The organism is Gemmatimonadaceae bacterium, from assembly GCA_020852815.1.
Classification (GTDB): Bacteria; Gemmatimonadota; Gemmatimonadetes; order Gemmatimonadales; family Gemmatimonadaceae; genus SCN-70-22.
On sequence record JADZAN010000039.1, the window covers coordinates 1 to 19,919 of the forward strand.

At 68.1% G+C, this 19,919-nt stretch carries 13 protein-coding genes; 4 read left to right on the forward strand and 9 right to left on the reverse strand.

Going from position 1 to position 19,919, the window contains the following annotated elements; translation table 11 throughout:
* Positions 1 to 1,576: 1,576 nt before the first annotated feature.
* Positions 1,577 to 2,671: a hypothetical protein gene (locus tag IT359_18495; GenBank protein MCC6930987.1), complete on the reverse strand. Its 1,095-nt coding sequence runs from the start codon at positions 2,669 to 2,671 to the stop codon at positions 1,577 to 1,579.
* A gap of 10 nt (positions 2,672 to 2,681) precedes the next feature.
* Positions 2,682 to 3,896, reverse strand: a complete 1,215-nt coding sequence (locus IT359_18500; protein MCC6930988.1) for a hypothetical protein — start codon at positions 3,894 to 3,896, stop codon at positions 2,682 to 2,684.
* Positions 3,897 to 4,127: 231 nt separating this feature from the next.
* On the opposite strand from IT359_18500, the gene IT359_18505 reads away from it, so the two are divergent.
* Both IT359_18505 and IT359_18510 read left to right on the forward strand, forming a co-directional pair.
* Positions 4,128 to 6,878 (forward strand): carbohydrate binding family 9 domain-containing protein, encoded by a 2,751-nt coding sequence (locus IT359_18505; protein ID MCC6930989.1) that lies wholly within the window; start codon positions 4,128 to 4,130, stop codon positions 6,876 to 6,878.
* Positions 6,879 to 6,951: 73 nt separating this feature from the next.
* On the forward strand, positions 6,952 to 8,430 hold the full coding sequence (locus IT359_18510; GenBank protein MCC6930990.1) for an amidohydrolase family protein: 1,479 nt from the start codon (positions 6,952 to 6,954) through the stop codon (positions 8,428 to 8,430).
* 13 nt (positions 8,431 to 8,443) lie between these two features.
* Here IT359_18510 and dacB read toward each other — a convergent pair whose 3' ends face one another.
* From dacB to IT359_18545, 7 genes are all read right to left on the reverse strand, one after another.
* The gene (gene dacB / locus IT359_18515) at positions 8,444 to 9,985 is read right to left on the reverse strand and encodes a D-alanyl-D-alanine carboxypeptidase/D-alanyl-D-alanine-endopeptidase (GenBank protein ID MCC6930991.1); all 1,542 of its coding nucleotides are present in this window, start codon (positions 9,983 to 9,985) and stop codon (positions 8,444 to 8,446) included.
* A gap of 125 nt (positions 9,986 to 10,110) precedes the next feature.
* On the reverse strand, positions 10,111 to 11,589 hold the full coding sequence (locus IT359_18520; protein MCC6930992.1) for a hypothetical protein: 1,479 nt from the start codon (positions 11,587 to 11,589) through the stop codon (positions 10,111 to 10,113).
* 16 nt (positions 11,590 to 11,605) lie between these two features.
* Complete coding sequence (locus tag IT359_18525) at positions 11,606 to 12,838, reverse strand: spore maturation protein (GenBank protein MCC6930993.1); 1,233 nt, start codon at positions 12,836 to 12,838, stop codon at positions 11,606 to 11,608.
* On the reverse strand, positions 12,835 to 13,548 hold the full coding sequence (mpaA, locus tag IT359_18530; GenBank protein MCC6930994.1) for a murein tripeptide amidase MpaA: 714 nt from the start codon (positions 13,546 to 13,548) through the stop codon (positions 12,835 to 12,837). Before mpaA ends, IT359_18525 begins: the two co-directional genes overlap by 4 nt.
* On the reverse strand, positions 13,541 to 14,263 hold the full coding sequence (locus IT359_18535) for a M15 family metallopeptidase (protein ID MCC6930995.1): 723 nt from the start codon (positions 14,261 to 14,263) through the stop codon (positions 13,541 to 13,543). Before IT359_18535 ends, mpaA begins: the two co-directional genes overlap by 8 nt.
* Entirely contained in the window at positions 14,260 to 15,588 is a 1,329-nt protein-coding gene (locus tag IT359_18540; GenBank protein ID MCC6930996.1) for an aminotransferase class V-fold PLP-dependent enzyme, read from the reverse strand. The genes IT359_18535 and IT359_18540 overlap by 4 nt, the downstream gene beginning before the upstream one ends.
* A 332-nt stretch (positions 15,589 to 15,920) precedes the next feature.
* Positions 15,921 to 16,727: a hypothetical protein gene (locus tag IT359_18545; protein ID MCC6930997.1), complete on the reverse strand. Its 807-nt coding sequence runs from the start codon at positions 16,725 to 16,727 to the stop codon at positions 15,921 to 15,923.
* A gap of 359 nt (positions 16,728 to 17,086) precedes the next feature.
* Between IT359_18545 and IT359_18550 the strand changes: the two genes are divergently transcribed.
* Both IT359_18550 and IT359_18555 read left to right on the forward strand, forming a co-directional pair.
* On the forward strand, positions 17,087 to 18,415 hold the full coding sequence (locus tag IT359_18550; GenBank protein MCC6930998.1) for an amidohydrolase: 1,329 nt from the start codon (positions 17,087 to 17,089) through the stop codon (positions 18,413 to 18,415).
* 61 nt (positions 18,416 to 18,476) lie between these two features.
* Positions 18,477 to 19,919 carry an amidohydrolase family protein gene (locus IT359_18555; GenBank protein ID MCC6930999.1) on the forward strand — a complete coding sequence of 481 codons (1,443 nt, stop codon included), beginning with the start codon at positions 18,477 to 18,479 and terminating at the stop codon, positions 19,917 to 19,919.

Genomic DNA, 19,919 nt, shown 5'->3' on the forward strand with positions numbered 1-19,919 from the left:
AGCTGGAACAGGCACGGCTGGACCGACGGCGGCGCAACGACGAGCAACGGCGCGCAGCCGCATGACTACCGGAGGGGTGTAACTCGCTCAGGTCTTGGCCAAGTGCGAAAAGCGCTGAAGCACTACAAAGAGCACGACACGGAGGCTCACGGCGGATGCACACGGAGGAGACACGGAGGCGCACGAAGGAGTGCCGCGACGCGCCGAACCCAGCCCCCCACGCCCACCTTCCCAGCGAAAGCTGGGATCCACTTGTCCTCGGCATACTCGCGATCGACTGCCTCGGGCGTCCGTGATCGCAACAACACAAGCACGACACGGAAGCGCACGGTGGAGACACGGAGGTAAACGAGGGAGTGCCGCGAACTGCCCTGATTCTCAACGCAATGCTCAGGAGACAGCAGCGATGGCAGTTCGACGTGGCCACCACCGCTTGGATTTCAACACAGCTACTCCGAGTTCAAGCGTTTGAGTTGGTGAACCTCGTTGATCGATCGCCCGCATCCAGCGCTTTCGCGCGCCTGTTTGCCGGCCAGGTACAGAGCCATTTCACGATGACGCCCCGCATTCGTGGCAGTGGTTGCGATGCTGGTAGTTCCAAGAGCCTTGAACACGGGGGACACACGGAGGAACGGAGGTACACGGAGAAGACCTCGGCACTGCCGTTCTCCGTGATCCTCCGTGTCGTGCTTCTCCATCGCCGAGGCCAGCACCGCACGCGACCGATCGGGTGCAACGCGAGGACAAATGGATCCCAGCTTGCGCTGGGACGGTGGGCGGTGGTTCTGGCACTCACTCGTGCCTCGGCGCTTCCTCCATGCTCGCTCCGCGAATCCTCCGTGAATCCTCCGTGATCCTCCGTGTCGAGCTTTTCCATCGCCAACCCCGGCGCCAGACGCGACCGGTCGGGTGCAACGTGAGGGCAAATGGATCCCAGCTTGCGCTGGGACGGTGGGCGGTGGTTCTGGCACTCACTCGTGCCTCGGCGCTTCCTCCATGATCGCTCAGCGAATCCTCCGTGATTCTCCGTAATCCTCCGTGATCCTTCGTGATCCTTCGTGATCCTTCGTGATCCTCCGTGATCCTCCGTGATCCTCCGTGATCCTCCGTGATCCTCCGTGTCGAGCTTCTGCATCGCCAACCCCGGCGCCAGACGCGACCGATCGGGTGCAACGCGAGGACAAATGGGTCCCAGCTTCCGCTGGGACGGTGGGCGGCGGTTCTGGCACTCACTCGTGCCTCTTAGCTTCCTCCGTGATAGCCTCGCGAATCCGCCGTGATCGCTCCGCGAATCCGCCGTGATCGCTCCGTGATCCCTCCGTGATCCTCCGTGTCAAGCTTTCCCATCGCCAACCCCGGCGCCGCCCGCGACCGGTCGGGTGCAACGCGAGGACAAATGGATCCCAGCTTGCGCTGGGACGGTGGGCGGCGGTTCTGGCACTCACTCGTGCCTCGGCGCTTCCTCCATGATCCCTCCGCGAATCCTCCGTGATCCTCCGTGATCCCTCCGCGAATCCTCCGTGATCCTCCGTGATCCTCCGTGATCCTCCGTGTCGAGCTTCAGGAACGCACCCCTTCAACACCCCGGCCGCGTGGCCGTCGTCGCAAAGACGCGCGCGAAGTACGGCAGGAGGTGACGCTCGAAGCGATCGCGCGCCTTGTCCACGTGACCGCCGTCGTACACCTCGACCGTGTGCGCAATGCCGGCCTTGGCCAGCGCCGCCGCAAAGGTGCGTGACCCCTCCACCACGCTCGGGATCTGGTCCTGTGCGCCATAGTCGATCACGATCCCGCACATGGCCTTGAGCGCGCTCGGATCGCGCGCCACGCGGTCGGTGGGAATGAAGCGGCGCCAGGTGCGCTGCACCGCCGGGACGGTGCGCACCTGCTGGCCGCGCACCACATACGGAAGGGCCAGCGGTGCGGTCGTGCGATACGTCGGCGCAAAGACGGCGGACAGGTCGCGCACGATGGACTCGGCGACATTCTGCGGTTTGTCCGACAACGAGAACGACGGCGCGCGCTGCCACACGGGGTGCGCGCTCCCCAGCTCGCCGACCATCGCCAGGCAGCAGGGACTCATCGCATAGACGTTTGCAAACGTCGCGCTGTGCGTCATGGCGAGCGACAGTGCCCCGAATCCCCCCATGGACTGCCCGGCAACCCCGCGATGCCGGCGGTCGCGCATGGTGCGGTACTTCCCGTCGACGTATCCCACCAGCTCGCGCCCCACGAAGTCGTCCCATCGCCCAAACGCGACAGAGTTCACGTAGAACGCCCCGCCCCACGCGTTGTCGGCATGCGGCGTCACGACGAGGTACTCGTGTCCCTGCAGTGCCAGCGAGTCCATCGCCAGGCGCAAGTCGAACCCCTGGTAGCTCCCGTCGAGCCACTCGCGAGGGTGCGACGTCATCCCGTGCAGGAGGTACAGGACGGGATAGCGACGCGCACGGTCACGCTCGTAGCTCGGCGGGAGGTAGATCCACACCTCGCGCTCGATCGCATCGCCGGCGCGATTGCCGAGCAGCGCGCGCGCCCGCACGGTGTCGACGACCACACGCCCCTGCGCGCGCGGTTGTTCCTGCGCCCCCGCCAGGCGCAACGGCGCGGCGAGCGCGCCGAGTGCGCAGGTGAGGAGCGCGATACAACGTGCGACGGCGGAGTTGACCATGAGACGGATTCTACCGCGGGACGCGCTGCAACCAGACGAGGTCGTCGTCATCGGTCCGCGCCAGGTAGAGCGACTTGGTCCCGAACCCTACCAGCCTCGTGCGCCTGGGGAGCGCGACGCGCTCCACGACGCGTCCCGCGGCATCGAAGACGTCGAACGTCGGGATGGAGTCGTCCCAGGCACGCGTGCGCTGCACCCACACGCGCCCGTCGGGGGCCACGCGCACCGCCGCATCGAGGAAGGGGGGCTTGACCGCGGGCCACTCCTGGTCGGGGGTGAAGAGCTTCTCGACGTCGAGCTTCGACATGGTCGGCGTGCGCGGCTGGGGCGTTGCACCTGCTCCCTCCTTTTGCGGTGGCGCGGCCGGGCCGCGGCGGATGAGGATCCCCCCGGGGCGCACGGAGCGGCGCGCGAAGTCGGCCTTCTCCGCCGCGGTGACCGGAATGTTCGGCGACGCAGCGACCGCCCCCTCACGGCGCGTTCCGTCGGGGGCGATCCACTCCACGCGGTAGGGGGCGCTCCGCACGAGGGCGATGCGCCCGTCAGGCGCAATCGCGGCCAGGTCGCGCGACGCGAACGGGAGGTTGGTCACCAGTTGCATCATCCCGCCGCCGAGTATGCGCGCCGCCGTCAATTCCCCCTTGGGCTCGGCGAGCGTCGCTACCGTGTCCACGCGAGCGCTGCGCCGGTCGAGTCGCATCACGTCGGCAGTCCCGACGCTCCCGGCGGTCGGCGTGGACGGCGCGCGCGACTTCACGAGGAGGAGTCGCCCGGCGGCGTCGGCACCAACCAGCTGCGACCAGAGGAGCGGGCTGTTCTCCGCCATGCGCACGGGGGGTGCCGGCGTCCCGTCGGGGCCCACGAGGAAGACGCGCCCGTTGGCGACGTCGATCATCATCGTCGTGTCGCCCGGCAAGGCAACGAGTTCGGACACGCTCCCCCACTCCCCGGGCCCGGCGCCCTGCCGACCCACCGCGCGCGACGTGCCGCGCGACAGGTCGATCAGCTGCAACGTCTTCTCGCGCACGTCGGCCACGAGCACGCGCCCGTCGCTCAGCTCGCGGAGCCCGCTGATGGACGTGAACGGCTCGCGATGCTCGGCGTCGCTCCTGGCGAGCCGTCGCAGCGGCGCCTGCGCCCTCCCGGTCGATGGCGCCAGCGCGCCAAGCACCATCACCACACCCACGACCGTCACTTCGACGCACCTGCCGAGCATCGTTCTCATGCACACCTCGCCCTTGGCTTGACGTAGTGTGTGATAGCTGCCGTCATGGCACGGCGCCAGAGATGAGCGCCGCCGCCGCGCCTCACGACCGGCATCCCGGGTCATCGGGTGTGAACGTCTCCCGGTCGTCGTGCGTTAATCTGGACTGGGCGGCCTGTTCGCCTTGGAACCGCCCCGAGTGTCGGTCCGCGGCTCGCTCAGCCATTCGCTCCCCGCATCGGTCATCCCCCAGTGACCCGTTTCCGTCTCGCCGTTTGCGCGGCGATGTTCGCTTGCTCGCTCCTGGCGTCGCGTCGTGTTCGTGCGCAGGAGGAAGACGCCTCTGCGACGGCCGCGGCGGCGCGCGCTGGTGCGCGCCGGTCGCTCCGCGCGGCGCCGCGCACCGGCGCGATCGTGCTCGACGGGCGTATCGACGACCTCGCATGGGAAGCAGCGCCGGTTGCCTCGGACTTCGTGCAGCGCTATCCCGTGGAGGGAGGGCCGGCGCAGGATCGCACCGAGGTGCGCATCCTCATCGACGAGACGGCCGTCTGGGTCGCGGCGCGAATGTTCGACCACGAGCCAGAGACCATCGCCCGCCAGCTCGTTCGTCGCGACCAGGATGCGCAGGCCGACTACTTCGAGGTCGCCTTCGACTCCAACCGCGACAAGCGCACCGGCTTCATCTTCCGGGTGAGCGCGGCCAACGTGCAGCGCGACGAGTACATCTTCGACGACAACGAACGCGACCGCACATGGGACGCGGTCTGGTCATCGTCGGTCGCCTTCGACTCGCTCGGCTGGACGGCGGAGCTGCGCATCCCGCTCTCGCAGTTGCGCTTTCGCGAGGTGGATGGCGAGCAGGCGTGGGGGGTGAACTTCGCGCGGCGGCGCGTGCGCTCCAACGAGGAGTCGCACTTTGCCCTCGTCTCGCGCCTGCAGCGCGGGCTCGTCTCGCAGTTCGGGGAGCTGCAGGGGGTGCGGGCCAGGAGCGCGCGCCGGCTGGAACTGCGCCCGTACGCGTTAGGCTCGGTCTTCCGCGGGACGGCGGAGGCGGGGAACCCGTTCCGCACCGGGCGTGACGCCTCGTCGCGCGTGGGGAGCGATGTGCGCGTGGGGCTGGGCGGCGCCTTCACGCTCGACGCGACGATCAACCCCGACTTCGGGCAGGTCGAGGCCGACCCCGCGGTCATCAACCTTTCCGCGTTCGAGCAGTTCTACGAGGAGCGGCGCCCCTTCTTCGTCGAGGACGCGAAGATCTTCGACTTCTCGCTCTCCGGCGGGCGCAACCGGCTGTACTACTCGCGCCGCATGGGGCGCGCACCGCGCGGCGGGGCGCCCGAGGCGGCGCTCTTCGCCGACGTTCCCGCGTCGGCCAACATCCTGGGCGCCGCCAAGCTCACCGGACGCACGCAGCGCGGCCTCTCGTTAGGTGCGCTGGTGGCGATGACGCAGCAGGCCGACGGGCGCGCCTTCCTCTCGGACGATGAGCCCGAGCGCCCGTTCATGGTCGAGCCGCGCGCGCGCTACGGCGTGTTGCGGCTGCGACAGGACTTCAACGGCGGCGCCTCGACCATCGGCGTGATCGGGACGGGGCTGGCGCGTTCCCTCCCCGCCGACAGGACCTTCGACTTCCTCCCCCAGTCCGCCTTCAACGGCGGGATCGACTGGGAACACCAGTGGGGGAACCGCATGTGGGGCTTCTTCGGCTACGTCGCGGGGAGCCACGTGCGCGGCGACTCGGTGGCGATGATCCGCCTGCAGCGCGCCAGCAACCACTTCTTCCAGCGCCCCGACTACCGCGGCCCCGGCGTCGATTCGTCGGCGCGCACCATGTCGGGTTACGACTGGCGCATGACGGTGGAGAAACGGCGCGGCGACCACTGGACCGGCTCCGTGTGGGCCGCCGAGGTGTCACCGGGCTTCGAGGTCAACGACGCGGGCTTCAGCACGCGTCAGGAAGTGCTGGACGGCGGGGCGCGGGTGCAATACCGCGAGATCAACCCGGGTCGATGGTACCGCTCATACAACGTGGCGCTGTCGACATTCCATAATTGGAGCCACGACGCCGTGGCGGGGCCCTGGAGCCGCGACGCCTGGGGGCGCGCGCACGTGGCGGGGTCGGTGGGAGTGAACTCGACGATCGAGTTCACCAACTTCTGGCGCCTCGAGAGCAATGCGCAGTGGCATCCCGAGACGATGGACCGGAGCGGGACGCGCGGCGGCCCCCTGATGTTGCAGCCGCGCTGGGGGGACCTGCGATTCTCGCTGCAGACCGACCAGCGCGCGCGCCTCGCCGTCGAGCCCTCGCTGTACGTGCGCCGCGGGGCCATGGGGAGCGGGAACGAGATGCAGGCGGCGCTCGAGATCAACATGCGCCCGTCGTCGCGCCTCGAGGTGGAGGTGGAGCCGCGCTTCACGCACGCGACCATCGGCGCCCAGTACGTGGGACAGCTCGAGGATCCCGGCTACGCGCCGACCATGGGCGGGCACTACTTCTTCGGCAACGTATCGCGCCGCGAACTGGCGCTCCCCACCCGCGTCAACGCCGCCTTCTCCCCCACGCTCTCCTTCCAGCTCTTCGCCCAACCGTTGCTCTCGTCGGGAGACTACTCCAACTACAAGCAGCTTGCCGCGCCGGCGAGCTTCGCCTTCACGAGTCTCGGCGAGGGCACGGCGGTCTCGGTCGATGGCGTGACACGCTGCACGGGGGGGCGCACCTGCGTCGACCGCGACAACGTGCGCCACATCGACGTCAACGGCGACGGCGCCACCGACACCACCATCGACGAGCAGGACTTCAACGTCCGCTCGCTCATCGGCAACGCGGTGATCCGGTGGGAGTATCGCCCCGGATCGGCGATCTTCCTCGTCTGGCAGCGGCGGCAGCGGAGCGACGTGGTACGCGGCGACTTCGCCATCTCGCGCGACTGGGCGGCCTTGCTGCGCGCGCCGACGGACAACACGTTCCTGGTGAAGGTGAGTTACTGGTTGCCGCTGTAGCGGCGCCCACGCTCGCGCCGCGGTCCGCGTGCCGACCGGCGTGCGCGCGACCAACGTCCTCCGCTCCCGACCCGTGACACAGGACATCAGCCGCCGCCATGTGCTGCGCACGCTTGCCACCGCGGGGGTCGCATCGCTGAGCGCACCGCAGATCCTCCGCGCGATCAACCCCTCCACGCCTAACGCCAACGAACTCCTCATCCGTGGCGGACGCGTGGTGAACGCCGACGGCGTCGTCGCCGCCGATGTCCGCATCGTGGGCGAGACGATCGCCGAGGTGGGCTCGCACCTGACGCCCGGCGCCGGCGCACGCGTGATCGAGGCGCGGGGGATGCTCCTCATGCCCGGAGGCATCGACCCGCACACGCACCTGCACCCCACCTTCGCCGACGACCTCACCAGCGGGACGCAGGCGGCGCTCGCGGGCGGCATCACCACCGTTGGGACGTTCTCGACACCGCGCCGCGACGAGGCAATCCTCGCCGCGCTCGACCGGATGGAAGCGACGGTGAAGCAGGAGGCGATCGCCGATGTCATCCTCCATTCCTCGGTCTGGCCCCCAAACGACGCGTTGCTGGCCGCGCTCCCGGCGCTCGCCGAGCGTGGGCAGCCGAGCATCAAGTTCTACATGGTGCGCGCCGACTTCGGGGCGCAGCTCGAGATGGTGATCAAGGTGCTGGAGGGGGCGCGGGCGGCGGGGGTGGTGACGATGATCCACTGCGAGGACGGCGCGCTGCTCAATGCCGCGGTGCGGCGCCTCACGGCGCAGGGGAAGACCTCGCTCGACCACTACATCGAGTCGCGCCCAATCATCGCCGAGGTGGCGGCAACACAGCTAGCTGCCTCGTTATGCGAGGACACGGCGGCGCCGGTCTACCTGGTGCACATGTCGTCGGCGCGCGCGCTGGAGGCCTGCCGCCCCGTGCGGGCCATGGGGCGCGCGCTCTACCTGGAGACGCGCCCGCTCTTCATCCACCTCGACGAATCGAAGCTGCGCGGAAGCGACTATCCGTTGTTTGTCGGGCAGCCACCGCTGCGCCCGCGCGCCGATGTGGATGCGATGTTCCGCGGGCTCATCGACGGGAGCATCGACGTCCTGGCCACAGACCACGCGCCATGGACGCGCGAGCAGAAGATGGATCCGCAGCTCTCCATCGCCCGCGTGCGCCCCGGGGCGAGCGACCTGCAGTGGATGCTCCCGATGTACTTCTCCGAAGGTGTGGGGAAGCGCAAGCTTTCGCTCACGCGCTTCGTCGAGACCACGTCGACCAACGCGGCGAGGATCTTCGGGGTGTATGGGAAGAAGGGGGTGATCCGCGCCGGCGCCGATGCCGACATCGCCATCTGGGACCCCAAGCGCACCGCACCGGTGCTGGCCGCCAACGACTACGGCAAGTCGGACTATTCGCCGTATGAAGGGTGGAGCGTGACGGGGTGGCCGATGACGGTGCTACGGCGCGGCGAGGTCGTCGTGGAGGAGGGAAAGGTCGTGGGAGCGGCGGGGAGCGGGCGGCTGGTGGCGCGCGAGCGGTGGATGCCCGCGCGCCGGTGACAACTCGCCCCCGCTACTTCACCGTCTCCCACGCGATCGACGCAATCTCGCCTAACGCCTGGCCCGCCACGATCGCCGGATCGCCCTTGGCCACGGCGACGTTGTTCACGTACACCGCGATCGCCATCTCGCGCCCGCTCTTCGACGTGAAGTAGCCGGTGAGCCCCTTGCCGTGGATCAACTGGCGGCGATTGAGGGGATCGAACGAGCCGAAGGTCCCCGTCTTGGCCCACACCTTTCCCGCCCCCGGCGCATCGACCTGGATCTTGGCCAGCGTTCCATCCTTTCCGAGGTTAGGCATCGCCATCTTGAAGTCGTTCGCCCACGGCTTCTCCCACACCTTGGCCAGGAGTCGCGTCATGAAGCGCGGCGTGAAGTAAGCATCGCCGCCGGCGCCGTCGCCTTGCACCGCGCCATCGAGGTCGAGCCCCTCGCTCGTCAGCCACTCGCGCGCGATGTCGAAGCCGCCCCTGGTCCCCTCGCCCTTGAGCGCCCCCACGACGAGCGGGAAGTTGGAGGCGTGCAGGTTCTGCGACGTCTTGAGGAGGACGACCGCCTCCTTGGCCAGGTCGAGCGACGTGTGCTCGGCGACCATGAGCGAGTCTGCATAACGAGCCTTGAGCGCGGCGACATCGACGACGCGCGAGGCCAGGCGCGGAATGGCGCGCACGCCGGCATCGCCCAGCACCTCGGCGAAGGTGATCTCGCCAAAGCGCACGGGTGACGGGACCGCCCAGCGCGAGTTGATCGGCGCCCCCATCGGGACCGCGCCGTTGGCCACCAGGAAGCGGCGATCCTTGTTCGTGCTGTCCTCGGTCATGCGAACACGCGCGTTGACCGTCGAATCGATCGTGGTGAGGTACGCCTGCACGGTGAGCAGCGACGTCTTGGGCGAGACCTCGACCGTGGCGGGCTCGCCGACGCGCCGCCCCGGGGTGATGACGATGTCGATGACGTTGTCGTTCACGACCATGGGCGACATCACGATGCGCGTTCCCAGTTCGCGCTCCCCTTCCCTGAACAACGAACCATCGACGACCACCTGCCCCGTGAGCCCCTTGATCCCCTTCGACGCCACCTGCTGCGCCAGCGCACGCAGCGTGGTGAGCGGGTCACTCGGCAGCGGCATTCCGCCGTACGAGTGGTCCTGGTCGATGAAAGCATAACGCCCGTCGCGCACGCGCCCCGAGATGTTGGGATCGCCCGAGGCCACGAGGACGATGTCGCCCTGCACGATCCCGTTGACGATCGCCCCAGTACGATAGACGCGCGTGCGGAAGCGATGATCGGCGCCCAGCGCCTGCATCGCCGTCGCCATGGTCACGACCTTGGTGGTGGAACCGGGAACGAAGAGGCGGTCGCCGTTGTACGACGCGACGACCTTCTTCGCCGCGATGTCGTAGATCTCGAGCCCGAAGTGCGCGTGCGCGAACTCGGGGCGATTGATGACGTCGAGAATGCGCTTGTTAGGCGCAGGCTGGGCGGCCAGGGTGGCGGCGGCCGGGAGAATCGCCGCGAGGGCGGTGATGGCGAGGCGTAGCGGACGACGAGACATGGAAGGCGAAAGCAGGCGGTCGAGAAAGGGAGCCGGAGGCGCGAGGAACATGCCCGCCGGACCGGTGTGCGTCAAACGGGACTGGATGACAAAGAGACGAGATACTCGCTGCCATTGCCCAGCCGTCACCGCCCGCTGAGCCCCTCCAGCAACTTCGGGATGAACCCGCCGAACGCGCCGTTGCTCATCACCAGCACCACATCGCCCGCCACCGCACCCTGCACCACCTGCCGCACGAGCACCTCGGGATCGGCGTCGGCATGCGCCTCGATGCCACGCGCCGCAATGGCGCGCACGATGGCCGGCACGTCGAGCTGCTGGTCGGCCGGTACCTTGTCATGCGCTTCCGGGAGGCGAATCGAGACGACGTTGGCCTCATCGAACGCCGCGGCGTACTCCGCCTGATGGATGTTGCGGCGCGAGGTGTTGGACCGGGGCTCGAAGACGGCCCACAGCCGTCGCGTGGGAAAGCGCTGGCGCATGGCGAGGATCGTCTCGCGCACCGCCGTAGGATGATGCGCGAAGTCGTCGATCACGAGCACCCCGCCCACCTCGCCGCGCGGCTCCTGCCGCCGCTTCACGCCGCGAAACGAGGCAAAGCCCCGCGCGATCGCCGCGGGCTGCAATCCTAACGAGCGCGCCGCCGCGTACACGCCTGTCGCGTTCTCCAGGTTGTGGTAGCCGGTCATCGGGAGGAGCAGTTCGACCGACTCGCCATTGGGGCCATCGATCGTGAAGTGCGTCCCTTCTTCCGAGAAGCGTGCATCGTGTCCGCGCACGTCGGCCTCACGCTCCCACGCATAGGTCTGCACGTGCGCGCTGGTGCTGCGCCGCGCGATGGCGACCGCGCCGGGATACGACGCCGCGACGCCGAGCCAGCCATCGCTGGGGAGCACCGCCCCCAGTTGCTCGAACGCCGACTCGTAGTGTGCCATGTCGCGGTAGATGTCGGCGTGATCGAACTCGACCGACGTCAGGAGCGCGGTCCTGGCGCGGTAGTGCAGGAACTTGGGCCCCTTGTCCCAGTATGCGGTGTCGTACTCGTCCCCCTCGACGACGACGTGCGCCCCATCTCCCAACCGGTAGTTGCCGCCGTAGTTGAGCGTCACCCCTCCCACGAGAAACGTGGGATCGAGCGCTGCCTCGGCGAGCACATGTCCCATCAGTGCCGACGTCGTCGTCTTCCCGTGCGTCCCCGCGATCACGATGGCATGGCGCGTGGCGGCTATCAGCGCCCCGAACGCCGAGGGGAACGACATCTGCGGCAGCCCGCGCTCGCGCACCGCAGTCGCCTCGGGATTGACCCGGCGGATGACGTTGCCGATGATGACCAGGTCGGGGCGCGCGCGGTCGAGGTTGGCTGGCGCATACGGCGTGTAGGTCTCGATCCCCCATTCACGCAGCATGTCGCTCATGGGAGGATAGACGTTCTCATCGCTCCCCGTCACGGTGTAGCCGGCTGCCTTGAGCATCCCGGCAAAGGCACCCATCCCCGTCCCGGCGACGCCGACGAGGTGGATGCGATGGATCGCGGAGGGATCGATGTCGGTGACGACGTTGCCGCTGTCGGGGCTCGCTGGATTCGGTGCAGCTGAAACGGACACGCTGGTAGACAGGGGCCTAGCCCCAGAACAGGTAAGCGACGAAGATCGCCGCGACGACGCCGGCAAGGTCGGCGAGGAGGCCGAGTGCAACCGCACTCCGCGTCTTCCGCACGCCGACCGAGCCGAAGTAGAGGGCGAGGATGTAGAAGGTGGTATCGGTTGCCCCCTGAAAGGTGGACGCCAGGCGTCCGACGAACGAATCGGCGCCGTAGGTCTTCATCGCATCGACCATCATCCCGCGGGCACCGCTTCCACTCAGCGGCTTCATGAGTGCCGTGGGGAGTGCGGGAACGATGTCGCTGCGCAGCCCCATCGCCTCGAGCAGGTTGCTCAACCCCGTCACGAGCAGGTCGAGCGTCCCCGAGGCGCGGAAGACGCCGATGGCCACGAGAACGGCAATGAGGTACGGGATGATGCGCACCGCCACGTTGAACCCTTCCTTTCCCCCCTCCACGAAGGCCTCGTAGGCATTGACCTTCTTGACCATCGCCATGATCAGGAAGCCGGAGATGACGCCGTAGAGGATCACGTTGGCGACAACGTTGGAGATTGCTTGCACCTGCTCCTGCGGCAGCCCCGTGAAGTACCACGTGACCGCGGCCACGAGCCCGGTCACCGCCACGAGGTAGCCGAGGACGACGGTGTCGAGGAGGTTGATGCGCTGCACGATGGCCGTGGCGATGAGCGCAACCAGCGTGGCGAAGTACGTCGTGATGAGGATGGGGATGAAGACGTCCGACGGGTTGGTCGCGCCAAGCTGCGCCCGGTACACCATGATGCTGATCGGGATGATCGTGAGCCCCGAGGTGTTGAGGACGAGGAACATGATCTGCGCGTTCGTCGCCGTATCCTTCTCCGGGTTCAGCTCCTGCAGCTCGTTCATCGCCTTGAGCCCGAGCGGCGTCGCCGCGTTGTCGAGCCCCAGCATGTTGGCGGCGAAGTTCATGATGATTGACCCGATGGCCGGATGCTCGGGCGGGACCTCGGGGAAGAGTCGCCGGAAGAACGGGCGCACGATCCTCGCCATCACGTCGATGGCTCCGCCCTTCTCCCCCACCTTCATGAGCCCCAGCCAGAGCGTGAGGACGCCCGTCAGCCCCAACGAGATGTCGAAGCCGGTCTTGGCCGAGTCGAAGGTTGCCTGCACCATCGAGGTGAAGACCGCCGTGTCCCCCAGGACAATGAGCTTGACCAGCGCCACCACGAGGGCAATGAGGAAGAAGGCGAGCCAGATGTAGTTGAGCGTCACGGCAGCGTCCCCGTGAGGAGTTCGACGAGCACCGGAACGTGGTCGCGCATCAGGACCTCGGTGGCGGCAAGGGGAAACTCATACGTGATGACGGGGACACCGTGCTCCGCTCCCCACGAACCGAACGACCCGGGGGTGGGATAGCCCACGTCGCGCACCAGCGGCATCCCGGTGCGCGCGGCGAGTCGCCTGCCTAACGGCGAGTCGTTCGCGTCGTCGATGCAGGCCAGCGGCGCGTGCAGTGCAACCACCACCGACGGGCGCAGCTCCCCGATGAGCGACAGCAGCGCCCGCACCTCGGGCTCGGAGCCAGGCTCACTGCCCGTCCCGAGCACCACGTCGCTCGGATCCTCGATGGTCGAGCGGCAGGTGACCGAAGCGGCCTGCCAACTGGCGGTCGGGAAGTTGCGATTGAGGTCGACGCCGCGCGCGTTGCCACGCGTCCCGCGAATGAGACCGTCCGGATTGGCGGCCAGCACGACCGCCGATTGCTCTGCCTGGCCCGGGAGCTGCCGCAGCGCGCGCGACAGCGCATAGGTCGTCTCGGGCTCCTCGCCATGGATCGACGCGAAGACGAGGAGCTCGCAACGCCCGCGCGGGCGCCAGACCTCGAGCGGGAGCCCCAGGACCGACCGCCCGTAGGTGGTGGGGAGCACGTGGTGCGTCCCCCATTGCGCTCGTGCGCGCAACGTGAGTGGTTCGTTAGGCAACCGGTCCCCCGGGCGGCGGCGAAACATTCAGCACGAAGCGCGCGTGGATCTCGTCCAGGTGCTCGAGCACGGTCTCCTTGAGCGCGAGATCGGCGTGCAGCACCGTCTCACGCAAGACGTCGAGGGTGAGGCGTGGAAGGTACTGCGCGGCGAGCGGGGCGTGGCTCAGGTGCCAGCGTTCCGGCGCCACCCCGCCGCGGTCGCGGTCATACGGCCGGTAGAAGCCGTGTGCCGTGCCAGTCGCTATGCGCTCATCGAGCCACGCGTGCAACGGCGCATGCATCCCTCCCGGCTCCACCTCCGCTGGAACGAGCTGCACCACGTACCCCGCGGGCGTCGCCGCGGCGTCGACAACGTCCACGTCGGTCCCCCAGTGATGACGCGAGGCGCCGGGGAGCGCCGACCAGCGCAGGATCGAGAAGACCAGGTCACGCGGCGCCAGCTTCGCGATGTCGAGCGGCTGCGCATTCGAGTCGAGGACGGCTAGTTCGCCCCGCACCTTCCGGTTCCAGATGGAGAGCTGTCGGTCAAACGATCGGAAGCCACTCTCCAGCCGCAAGTCGAATCCCTCCCTCGACGCCGCCTCGCGCAGCCGGAGCAGCGGCGCCAGCGCGTCGCGGTGCACGAGCGCGCCCAGCACGTCCCCCTCCTCAGGCGTGCAGAGATGGTCGGTCGTGCACCCGCTGAGCAGTTGTTCCAGGGCAATGACGGTCATCGCAGCGCCTCGATCAACCGTTCCGCATCGGTCACGTCGTTGTACACGGACGGGGCAATGCGCATCCAGTGTTGCGCCACCCGCACGTTCACCTTCGCCGCCGCCAGCCTGTGGGGAACGTCGCTGTCGCCCAGCCCCGTCCTGGCAAAGGTGACGATGGGCCCAGTTGCGCCTGGCGGTGTGACCGCGGTGAATCCAAGCCGCGGTAACTCGCGCTGCAACATGGCGATGATCGGCGCGCGATGCGCCTGGATCCTCTCCACGCCGAGCGACAGCACGTACTGCAGCGACGTGGAGAGCAACGCCATCATCACCTCGGCGCTCCCCGTCAACGCCCCCATCTCGAAATGACCCGATGCCGACGTGCTGAAGTCGTACACAATGGGCGCGTAGCGTCCTGGCGGGAGGTTGGGGGGATAGTTGGGTTCGATGCTCGCGGCCTGATAGTAGCCCACCACAGGGCGCTCGATCCTGGTTAACGCTGCTTCGCTTGCGTAGAGGAAGCCCAGGCCAAAATCGCCCATGAGCCACTTGAACGACGAGCAGGCGGCGAAGTCGATTCCCAGCGCCTTGACGTCGATGGGAACGGCGCCGGCGGCATGCACGATGTCGACGTAAACCATCGCCCCGTGCGCGTGCGCGAGGTCGGCGACCCGCTTGAGATCGTGCTGGAAGCCGTTGTACATCGCCGCCGCCGACACCTCGATGAGGCGCGTCCTGTTGTCGACGACGCGTTCGAGGTCGCGGAAGTCGATGCGCGCGTCCGGCGTCGGCGCGACGACGCGCACGTCGAGTCCGCGCTGGCGCAATGCGTCGAGGTGCATCAGTGCCCCCTCGAAGTGCAGCCCGTCAGTCACAACGTTGCCATCGCGCCGGTGGTCGAGCCCCAGCGCGCGCACGACGAAGTTCTCGCCGGCGCTGGTGCTCGACACGTGCGCCACCTCGCTCGGCTTCGCGTTGATGAGTTGCGCGAAGAGCGCCTTGGGGGTGGGGCGACTGGCCGCACCGGGGACCGTCATCGTGGCGCGCGCCGTCCCGCGTGCATCGGCTGCCCGGCGCGCCGCCTCGACCGAGACGCGTGGGATGGGGTGCGTGTACGCGGCGTTGAGAAAGGTCACCCCTTCCTCGATGACGAAGTCGTCCTTGCGGGGAAACTGAGCACCCGCAAGGGGAAGGGCGGCGGCGTCCAGTGGCGCAGCGACCGCGCCGCCAGCGCGCAGCTCCAGCGAGCGCGCCGCGGCCAGACCGCCTAACGCGCCGAGCATTTCGCGACGATCCATGGTGGCGCGATCCATGGCGGGACGATCCATGGCAGGACGATCCATGGCAACGAGGTGGGACGGCGTGGACGGGAAGCGGGGAAGTCCTCCCCATGGCGCCACGCCCCGACTGCAGGCGTTGCACCCCCGTACGAATGTACCCCGATCCACGCCCTCGGCGAGCACTGCGACGCCGGTAGGCGACGCCGCAGCGCTCGTCGTGCGCCCGATCCCGGTTTGTATCCGGTTCGGGGGCTACCCTCGCTCGCGCATGGTGCCTGGTCGCGCGGGCGTCCTGTTCGGGCGCCCGCTACAGGCCCTCTCGCAGATGGTCGACGGCTCCTGGTCGGCGCGGCGCGCCGGCGCGCCGGCGACCATTTGTGAGATGGCTTGCGGTGTTACGACTTGCCGAGCGTGATCCCGCTTGCCAGTTCCAGCTCGAAGCGCAGCGTCTTCCCGTTCTGCGCCGCGAGGTTCACGACATTGTTCGCTTCCTTGAACCACGAGGTGGCGTCGAGATCGATCACAACCTTCGAGTCCTCCGGCACCTTGAATGACGTGGAGAAGTTCTTCCGAATGACGATCTCCGCCTGGAAGTAGACGGTGAAGGGCTGGGCAGCACCGCCCGTTGGCGTGAAGGTTCCGTGCGCCACCATGCTCGCCTTGCGCGGATAGTTGGGGTACGTCTTGCGCACCTCGACGATGAGCAGCTCCACGTCGCGAACCGTTCCATCTTCCTCGAGGTCGTCGTCATCCGACGGGTCGAGGTTCTGCGCCTTGAACTCGAGCGAGGTGTAGTTCCCGGCCGGGACATCGGCGGTGACCACGTCGGCCGCTGAGCCATCGAGCAGGTTCACGAGGTACGGGCCGCCCTTGAACTTGCGGCACGCCGTGGCGCTGTCGCTGTCGCCGCCACCGCAGTCGCTCTCGGCGCGCTTGAGGCGGATGCGCGAGACGATGAGTCGCAGGTCGTCGATGACGAGCGTCCCGTTGGCGCCGGTGAGCGTGATGGGACCGTTGGCCCGTGTCGCGTTAGGCTGGGCCGTCGCGCTCGCACCGCTGGCAGCGGACGGGACCACGGCGTTGAACTGCAGGGCGACGCTGGAGGCGTCGGGAGTGCCGCTGGCGGTACCGGAGCCATCGCACGCCGCCAGGAGCGGGAGGGCACCGAGGCACGCGGCCATGAGGAGGGTAGGCTTCATCATAGCATGTGTAGGAAGGAGGGAAACAACTGGGGTGAGGATGCACGCGGCAACGGGCCCGGGCCTGGACACCCGTTCCGCAGGGGAGGCGCAAGCGCGCAGCGGCCAAGGGCCGCGGGCCAGGGGGGAAAGCGACCCGGCGCTCGTGCCTAACGTGACGTCGCGCGCGCGCGGTGCAGCGCCATGCTGCGACGTGTGGGCGAAGCTAGGCGTGGGAACGGGCGTCGGCGGTGACTCAACTCACCCGGCAATTGCGATGATGATCGGACTCGCGCGATGCAGCGTTCGCATGTTCCGCCCAGCGGTCGCGGCTGGTACTATCCGATGCATCGAGACACTTCCCCGTCACATTCACACCGCCCATGCGCCCGCACCTTCTTGCCGCCGCCAGCGCGCTGGCCATCACGCACGCGCTCGCCACGCGCCCAGTTGCCGCCCAGGCCGCCCTTGACCCGTTGGCGCGCGAGATCGAGACGCGCCTTGCGCAAGTCATGCCCAAGGTCGTGGCGTGGCGGCGCGACATACACGAGCATCCCGAGCTCTCCTTCGAGGAGAAGCGCACGTCGGCACTCGTGGAGAAGCACCTGCGCGCGCTCGGGCTCGAGGTGCGCGCGCCAGTCGGCAAGACGGGGGTTGTGGGAGTGCTTCGCGGCGGAAAGCCGGGGCCGGTGGTCGCGCTGCGCGCCGACATGGACGCCCTCCCGGTCACCGAGCAGGTCGACCTCCCATTCAAGAGCACCGTGCGCGCGATGTACAACGGGATGGAAGTGGGGGTGATGCACGCCTGCGGGCACGACAACCACGTGGCGATCCTGATGGGAGTGGCCGAGGTGCTCACGGGGATGAAGGCGCGCATTCCCGGGACGATCGTCTTTCTCTTCCAACCCGCGGAAGAAGGGCTCGGCGGAGCGCAGGCGATGGTCGAGGACGGCGCCCTCAAGGATCCGCGCCCGTCGGCGATCTTCGGATTGCACGTCTGGCCGTCCGCGTTAGGCTCGCTGAGCACGCGCGCCGGCGGCTTCATGGCCGCCGCCGATGGCCTGACGATCAAGGTCAAGGGGCGCCAGACGCATGGCTCGTCGCCTTGGCGCGGTGTCGATCCCATCCCTGTCGCTGCGCAGGTGATCCTCGGCCTGCAGACCGTCGCCTCGCGCCAGATCGACGTCACTGCGGCCCCCGCCGTGATCACCATCGGGATGATCCAGGGCGGCAACCGCGGCAACATCATCCCCGACAGCGTGATGATGATCGGGACCATCCGCACCTTCGACCAGACGATGCGCGCCGAGATTCACGAGCGCGTGAAGCGCACGGCCGAGGACATCGCCCGGTCGGCAGGCGCAACGGCGAGCGTGGAGATCTCCACCGGCGGCCTGATCACTCAGAACGATGCCGCGCTCCTCGACAAGATGACCCCGACGCTGCAGCGCACCGCGGGTGACGGTGGGATGAAGATCATCAACCCCGTCACCGGTTCCGAGGACTTTCCCGTCCTCACCAGGGAAATCCCCGGCATCTTCTACTTCCTCGGCGTGGCGCCCAAGGGGGCCGACTTGAACAAGCAGCCGGCCAACCACTCCCCGCTCTTCTTCGCCGACGAAGCTGCGCTGCCCACCGGCGTGCGGTCGTTGGCGAATCTCGCGGTGGACTACCTCAAGAGTGGCGGGCTCAAGCTTGGGAGCGTGCAGTAGCGGCGTCGGCGACTGGCGTTAGGCGCGCCCGCGGGCTCTACCATCCCGAACCAGGAACTCCATGAACGCCCTCACCCGACTAACCGCCGCAGCCACCGCCGCATCGTCGCTCCTGCTCGTTGCGCCGCACGCCAGCGCGCAACCGCGCCCCAGCGCGCCAACGCTCGCCATCACCGGCGCTACCGTCATCGACGCCACCGGGCGCGCGCCGATCGCCGATGGCACGGTGCTGATCAGGGATGGCCGCATTGCGGCTGTCGGTGCCGCTGCACAGGTCAGCATCCCCGCGGGTGCCACGCGCATCGACGGGCGCGGGAAGTACGTGATTCCGGGGCTCATGGATGCCAACCTCCATCTCTATCTCAACGCCGACCTCGAGTCGCTCATTCGCTACGAGGACCGCTATCACGAGATCGTCCTCGAGGGGGCCCAGATCGCGCTCAAGGCGGGGATGACGACGGTCTTCGACACCTGGGGGCCGCGCGCGGCCATCGCCAGGGCGCGCGACATGATCAATGCCGGCCAGGCGCCCGGGAGCCGGATCTACTTTGCCGGTAACATCATCGGCTTCAGCGGACCGTTAGGCCCCGACTTCTTCGGCGCCGCCGCGGCAACGGTCACCAAGCAGTTTGCGCGGCAGGTCAATAGCACGTGGGAGGAGGGAACCGGGCGCGAGTTGATGTGGATGCCGCCGGACACACTGCGCGCCGCCATTCGCCGCTACCTCACGACCGGTGTCGACTTCCTCAAGTTCGGCGGGAGCGGGCACGTGGAGATGTCGTTCGTCTCGTTCTCGGAGCGGCAGCAACGGGCGATCGTCGAGGAGGGACACAAGGCGGGGAAGGTGGTGCAGGCGCACGTCACGTCGCCGGAGAGCATCGACATGGCCGTGGACGCGGGGGTCGACATTCTCACCCACGGCGACATCTCCGGGTCCGCCTTCACCATCCCGCAGGAAACGCTCGACAAGATCGCGCAGCGTGGCACCTACGTCTCGTCGCTCGCCATCACCGCGCGTTCGCTCGACGCGCTGCGCACGTCGGCCCCCAACGGCGTCCTCACACCCTACATGGTGCTTGCGTCCCAGAACGTGCATCAGATGGTCAAGCGCGGGGTAAAGCTCCTTGTCTCCACCGACGCCGGCGTCGAGGACCCCGTGCGGCTGGCGGAGTCGCCGACGCTGGCAGCCGATACGATCGATGCGCGCGTGAAGCTCGGCGAGGGGCACTTCAACGCCCTTCTCGCCTTCGAGGAGGCCGGGATGGCGCCGATGGAGATCCTCCGCTCGGCTACCGCCAATGTTGCCACCGCCTATCGACTGGACCGCGACATCGGGACGCTCGAAGCCGGGAAGATCGCCGACCTCGTCATTCTCGACGCCGATCCTCTGGCCAGCGCGCGAAACTACCGACGCATTGCCGCCGTCATCAAGGACGGCAGGGTGGTCGACCTCGCCCGGCTCCCGGAAAAACCGATCGTCAGTGCGAAGCGCGTGGTGAAGTAG

What these genes read in the sequence shown, in the direction of transcription:
- dacB (MCC6930991.1), bottom strand. Translation starts at nt 9,985, where the DNA reads ATGTCTCGTCGTCCGCTACGCCTCGCCATCACCGCCCTCGCGGCGATT.
- IT359_18555 (MCC6930999.1), top strand. Translation starts at nt 18,477, where the DNA reads ATGAACGCCCTCACCCGACTAACCGCCGCAGCCACCGCCGCATCGTCG.
- IT359_18550 (MCC6930998.1), top strand. Translation starts at nt 17,087, where the DNA reads ATGCGCCCGCACCTTCTTGCCGCCGCCAGCGCGCTGGCCATCACGCAC.
- IT359_18540 (MCC6930996.1), bottom strand. Translation starts at nt 15,588, where the DNA reads ATGGATCGTCCTGCCATGGATCGTCCCGCCATGGATCGCGCCACCATG.
- IT359_18500 (MCC6930988.1), bottom strand. Translation starts at nt 3,896, where the DNA reads ATGAGAACGATGCTCGGCAGGTGCGTCGAAGTGACGGTCGTGGGTGTG.
- IT359_18535 (MCC6930995.1), bottom strand. Translation starts at nt 14,263, where the DNA reads ATGACCGTCATTGCCCTGGAACAACTGCTCAGCGGGTGCACGACCGAC.
- IT359_18545 (MCC6930997.1), bottom strand. Translation starts at nt 16,727, where the DNA reads ATGATGAAGCCTACCCTCCTCATGGCCGCGTGCCTCGGTGCCCTCCCG.
- IT359_18495 (MCC6930987.1), bottom strand. Translation starts at nt 2,671, where the DNA reads ATGGTCAACTCCGCCGTCGCACGTTGTATCGCGCTCCTCACCTGCGCA.